3 protein-coding genes are annotated in these 6,528 nt (G+C 42.9%); all 3 read right to left on the bottom strand.

The genetic code is table 11. The features are described from left to right. Nucleotides 1-9: 9 nt before the first annotated feature. Complete coding sequence (locus tag BFC18_RS17925) at nucleotides 10-1,338, bottom strand: IS4 family transposase (protein ID WP_070123693.1); 1,329 nt, start codon at nucleotides 1,336-1,338, stop codon at nucleotides 10-12. Between the two features lie 128 nt (nucleotides 1,339-1,466). Further along, entirely contained in the window at nucleotides 1,467-1,625 is a 159-nt protein-coding gene (locus tag BFC18_RS21760; RefSeq protein ID WP_170826624.1) for a hypothetical protein, read from the bottom strand. Nucleotides 1,626-1,842: 217 nt separating this feature from the next. Next, nucleotides 1,843-6,351, bottom strand: a complete 4,509-nt coding sequence (locus BFC18_RS17920) for an EAL domain-containing protein (protein WP_070126918.1) — start codon at nucleotides 6,349-6,351, stop codon at nucleotides 1,843-1,845. Nucleotides 6,352-6,528 lie beyond the last annotated feature (177 nt).

Raw genomic sequence — 6,528 nt, 5'->3', positions numbered from 1 at the left:
TAATGCCAGTCAGTTAAGCTGACTGGCTTTTTTCTTTGTGGGGTATTTAGTCGGTTTTTTCCTCACCGCTCTTGGGTAATATCTGTCTGGACGTTTGTCGGGCAACCTCATCATTCTCAGAGATTCCATCAGATATTCATAGTGAACGGGCAGCTTAGTAACGGTTTCCGGAATGGTTGACAGGAAGAATACAATAATGTGTCTCATGCATAAGCCGAAGCTGAGTCGGGACGGAGATAGCTCCGGCATATCTTTGACAGCATCCAGCATCATCATTCGAATCAGGTTGTAGGCGAGTAATAGCCCCCAGAGCTCCTGTCGTACCATCTCCGGCTTCTTGCTTCGGAGTGTCAGTTTTGCCTGATGCATCGTTTGTTTCATTTCCCTGAAGCCCAGCTCTATTTCCCAGCGTTGAACATACACATCGACAACTTCGTCATAGGGAAACTGTAGCGCATTGACCATTGAACTAAGCACACGGTAAGTCTTTCCATCGACTTCATAGCTGGTCAATCTCGCTTCGAGGGTCTCAGGTAAGCCACTAAATTTTTTTCTGGCCTGGGGCGAGGTTTTCAGTGTGACAACAGCATCATGGTCGCTTAGTTGATGCTTTACTGTGTACTGTAAATCTTTACGAGCAGGCAGCATCCAGTGGGTATTCACACCTTTAGTCATCCATAGATGGAGTAATCCCAACGAGTAATATCCTCTGTCAAAGAGAGTCAGGGAGTTATCTGGCACCGAAGGAACAAGGCGCTCTGCAAGTGACATCTCGCCGACATCACGACTGTCGAATTCACTGGCTAATAGAAGATGGCTGGACGTTTCCATCAGGCTGCACATGCGTACCTGCGGATAAGGATTATCACCTTTAGCATTCCGGTCACAACCAAATGTATCAAGATTCTCATTGGTATCCTGCGCACGGAACATCACACCATCAACCGCCAGGACATTTAAACCACACCACTGTTCAAAGGCATACTCTCCAAATGCTCGCTGTGCCATTAACTTAAAGACGTGACCGACAGCTTCCTCCCCCAGTCGTTGCCGGGCTTGCACCACCGCACTGGGCGCAACAAAGCGGTTTTTACCCGGCAGCGAAACATCGAGTTTATTCGCGACATCCCAGACAGGGTCGTTACGGAAGAGGCTCATTCCCACAATCGTAAAAACGACGGAATCCAGCGGCAACCGGCGACGTCTGACGGTCGCTACACCCGATAAATCATAAGCTTGCTGGAGCAGTTCAGGGTCAACAAAAGACATGAGCTTATCAATAGTATTCAAATCTTCAGCATGACTGAATGTTTCATCGAGGTTGGAAAGTAAAGGCATAAAAAAATCCGATATCAGAAACTGATATCGGATTTTGAAGCCTTTAAAAGATCGGTCAACCGATCATGAAAATATTCTTAACTGATCGGCATTAAGAAGATTCTGGCTTTTTTTATGTAGGCTATCACTTACTCAAGGTCACATGCGTGCAGGTTTGAGCAAGGCTTAACCTTTTTAAACTGTGTAGTTGCTTCCTGTTGCTTCTGAACCGGCTTCGCGCCTTCTTCTACAGTAGTTACAGGTGCAGTTGTTGAAAGTGCGAGTGCTACAGCGGCTGCTTTTAACATGTTATATATCCTCTGATTTTTATTTGAACAAACAACACCGTTATGTTCGGTGCACCAGAGATATTGCTAGATGCGTGCCAGACTAAACCTTTAGTATGATTTTTTTATTTTTTTCAATAAATTCAATGAATTATTTTTATTGAGAATTTGGAATAAGAAATAAAGAAAATTTTTTGACTATTCGTCTAAATAGACTACGACTTTTTTTTGACGTTGCTTAATTAAACGAATTATTACCAATAAGATTATAAAGTTTTTGATTCTCTTGAAGTAATTTTTCAAACCGCTCTGCGTTTAATGGTTTCGAATACAGGTAGCCTTGCAGCATCTCACATTCGTAGCGGCGTAAAATAGCAAGTTGGTCCTCTTGCTCCACACCTTCAGCGACCACTTTTAGCCCCAGGTTATGGGCAATATTGATGATAGCGGCAGCCATATGCCGGTCTGTGTTGCTCACGGCAATGTCATCAATGAAGGCTTTATCAATCTTCAGCGTATTCAGCGGGAAGCGCTTCAAGTAGGCAAGAGATGAATAACCGGTACCGAAATCATCCAGTGCCAAATGAATGCCACGGTCACGTAGCCGCTTCATGAGTTCTAAACCCTGCTCTGGGTTTTCCATCAGTGTGCCTTCGGTGATCTCGCACTCGAGGTGAAGAGGGGACAGGCCCACTTCTTTTAAAATTCTTTCTATGCGGTCGTCAAGATCAAGAAGTTCGAATTGCTTCGCTGAAATATTCACAGCAACTCGCCCAGAGAACAAGCCGGCACTTACCCAACGTTTAGTATCAGCACAGGCTTTCCTTAACACCTGCTCGCCAATCTCAACAATTTGGCCTGTTTGCTCAGCGAGGGGAATAAACTGGCCTGGGCTAACAATCCCTTTTTGTGGGTGTTCAAATCTTACCAAGGCTTCCATGCTGACTAATTTACCCGAAGCAATATCCACTTTCGGTTGATAGTACACGGTAAATAAATCGTCTTTGATACCCTGACGGATCAGGTTTTCGATTTGCAGTTGACGAACAGCATTCTGGTTCATTTCGCCACTAAAGAACTTGTACGTATTACCGCCATTATTCTTGGCGAAATACATGGCCGTATCTGCATTTTTTAGCATTTCCTGAGGCGTTTTGCCGTCATCAGGATAGAAGGCAATACCGATACTGGCGCCGAGCACGAATTCCTGCTTGTTAATAATGAAAGGCCGGGACAAGTTATCCAGGATGTTCTGCGCATAATGGGTAATTGTATGAATATCAGCCTGATCTTCCATCAGAATACTAAACTCATCACCGCCCAGGCGATAACAGGTGGCGGCGCTGCCGGTAATGCGTTGCAAACGTCGGGCAATTTGTTTTATCAGCACATCACCGGTTTGATGGCCCAACGAGTCGTTAATTTTCTTAAAGTTGTCCATGTCCAGGCAGAGCAGGGAATGAGACGCTGCCTTACGCACCAGGTTCTGGTGGCTGGCTTGGAAGAATGAACGATTCGGCAATTCTGTCAGGGGGTCTGTGTTTGCCAGTTTTAGCAGTTCTTTTTCAGTATTCTTACGCGAGGTAATGTCAGAGAATACGCCTACGAAGTGGCTAATGCGGCCATCATCATCGTGGACAGCATCGATATTGAGCTCCATTTCATAGCGCTCACCATTCACCCGCACAGACTCTACTTCACCGAACCAGTTACCTTTCGTGCGCAGTGTCTTTTTGATCTCTTCGGTAAACGCATCAGGATACTGATTAAAGTACATATAGGAGGCCAGTGCCTGGTCGCGACTCTCGCCGGTATAGCCACAATACGCGTTATTAATGGAAATATAACGGAAGTTAGTGTCGGTGATGAATACCCCTTCCGAAATGTTTTCGATTGAACGCTTAAATAAATTAAGTTGCTCTTCCGCCTCTTTCAGGTGGTGTATATTTTTAAGTGTACCTGTCATCCGCATGGGTTGCTGATTATGGTCTCGCTGAACAACCTTGCCGCGATCCAACACCCATATCCATGCGTTAGAAAAGGTTTTTGCCCGATAAGCTAATTCGTAAAATTCGGTTTTACCTTCCAGATGGCCCTTTAGCGCTTCCTGCACGCGCAGAATGTCGTTAGGGTGAATATTGGCATCATACGCACTGGTGGTACGAATGTTATCCTGTGGGAAATCCAGCGTGCCCCAGGTGTTAGCTCGATAAACCTGGCCGCGGTACACGTCCCAGTCCCACAACTCGTCGCCAGAACTCCAAAGGGTGAGTTTCAGTCGCTCTTCTGATTCCTGTATTGCACGTTGGCTTTGTTTATGTAGCTGATACTGACGCAGAATATAAAATAAAATAGTCAGCGCGACGAAGGCATAAAATACCAGTGCCGCAGTGTGCAGCCAGAAAGGCCGGCCAACAGTGATATCCAGAGTTCGGCTATCTGACCAGTCCTTATCGCCTTCTTTGGCCTGCACTTCAAAGGTGTAGTGGCCGAAAGGCACGTTGTTGAATTGAGCTAGTCGATTATTCCCCGCAGGGAACCACTCGTCTACATTTCCTACCATGCGATAACGGTAATTAACGCGTTCAGGTGTAAGAGGGTTGGCTAAACCAAAAGTGATACTAAATCTAGATTGTTCGTAGGTAAGTGAATAATTCTGACTTACTAATAGACTGGCATTTGTCTGTTGCGTTTCTTCTTCATTTGAACCTGAAAGGTGGGCCGATCCAAAAACTTTTAACTCAAAAAGCAGAGGAGTCCGAGTTTTCACAGATTGTTGAATACTTTGCTCAATGAACGACCTTTTTATTACATTAAAGCCACGAACCCCAGCAAAAACAAGTGAGTTAGCAGTTGTTAAGAGAGAAGCCCCTTCACTGAACTCATTATTACCTAACTCTTCTCTCGATATGCTTTGTTCATCAGTCAAGGAAAATAGGTCAACTCGTGTTATACCTAACCGGTTGGTGTACCAAATGGATTCATTGCTTCCAATGGCTGAAAAAGTTATACCGCTATTAGACCCTTTATCTTGTTTTTCCGTTATTTTCAGCGTTGATGAATTTACTTTAAACACACCATTGTATCTGGTGGTTATCCAGTAAAAATTTCTCCAAAAATAGACGTTTACAGTATTAAATGCATGCTGGTCTTCATTACCGATAAATTTAACTACTTTTTCCTTTAAAGGGTCAAATAAGGCTATTCCTGTATTTGTAGAGAGCCAAATTCTCCCTTCATGGTCACTGAATACCGGGGAATATGATTGTTCATTATCGGGAAGTTTATATTTAGTAATTAAATCTACATCTGTATTCTTTGAATTTACTATTGTAGTGGGCACAGATATTAAAAAACCGGAATTATCGTTTAGCCATATCTTCGTGCCATCGTAATGAAGCTTTTCAAGATTTTGACCATCTACCAATGAGCGAACCAAAACTAGTTTGTCATTAGCGTATTTATATATTTTCAAGCCAGATGAAGATGCTATCCAGAACATTCCATTTTGATCGATGACAAGATCCCAAAGTAGCTCTTTTTTGTTTTCCAAAAAATAATCAATTGTACCCAAATTAGGATCAAATCTACCGATGCCCTCGTGCTGAGTGACAAACCAAAGTTTATGGTCCTGATCTTCATCTATTGCCCAGATAGTTGAAGAAATTGATGCTTCCTGAAATTCTTTACTATTTTCGAATGTTCTAACGGCACTTAATTCAGGTTGAAAGCGAAATAGGCCAGAGTAAGTACCTAGCCACAATCCGCCAGTTGAATCTTCAGTTATTGCGAATATCATTCGCTGGGTTAAACCGATTAAATTGTGATTTTCTAATCCATTTACAATGAACTTGCCGGTCGTTAAATCGAAAATGCTCAAACCTTTGTACGAACCAATATAAACAAGCTCACCGCTCTGCTTTAATACCGAAACAGCTGAGAGGGTAGCACTCTTATCATCAACCCGATCTGTTAGAAATTGAGATTCCCCATTATTACTAACGGTTACAACACCATCGCCAGTAGCAAGCCAATATTCACCATTAATTATTCTAATTTTATTAATGCGTGTTGGTTCAACTGAATAACCGTAAACATTAGCTTTGCTTAAAGAATATAGCTTGTCAGTATTTTTGTTCAGGATGAACGCACCATGATTAATTGTTCCAATCCACAGGCGATGTTGTTCATTATAAATAGTAAGAATATCTGATGGAAAACTTGTACCTCTGAAGGCTGGTTCAAGTTGTGACATATCAGGTGATAATCTGTATATATTATCGTAAGTGCTGACCAATAAGCGGCCATTTTCATCTGTTACAATGTCGACTATTCTCGTCGCTACATTTTCTGGGTTTTCGAACTGAATTAGGTCGAAGTCATCGCTTATCGGATTATATCTAGCCAGACCTTTGTCCGTACCTACCCAAAGTGTGCCTTTATCGTCAATGAACAAATCATTAATCCATGCAGAGGGGAGTGAATGAGGGTTAAGAGGTTCGGGGTGATACTGCTTAGAACCTGAATCGTATCCGGTATATCGATGTAGACCTGTAACTGTTCCAATCCACAAAATACCGTTTTTGTCTTCAACGATATCCAGTACGGTGTGATCGGAAATGCCATCCTTCTGAGTGATGGACTGGAAGTAGATGTCTGTGATGGATACAGCTTGGCTGTCCGGAGAGAGAAGTGTCCCCAGTAGCAGAAAAAAGCTAACAAAAATCCAGTTTAAGGTTGAGCGCACCAATACACCTTTGGCGATATTATACTATCGTTCTAATTAAGTTTTATATCGGCAGCTTCCCTACAAACCGAAGGTTCAATATGCCGAAATACGCCATTATCTACAAGTTTTTTTCAGATTAGGCGGGTGTAGAGGTTAAATAATGCTCACATTATCCTTTATTGCGTTTTTCTACCT

Source organism: Alteromonas confluentis (assembly GCF_001757105.1).
Classification (GTDB): domain Bacteria; phylum Pseudomonadota; class Gammaproteobacteria; order Enterobacterales; family Alteromonadaceae; genus Alteromonas; species Alteromonas confluentis.
This window is presented reverse-complemented; position numbering and strand designations above follow the sequence as displayed.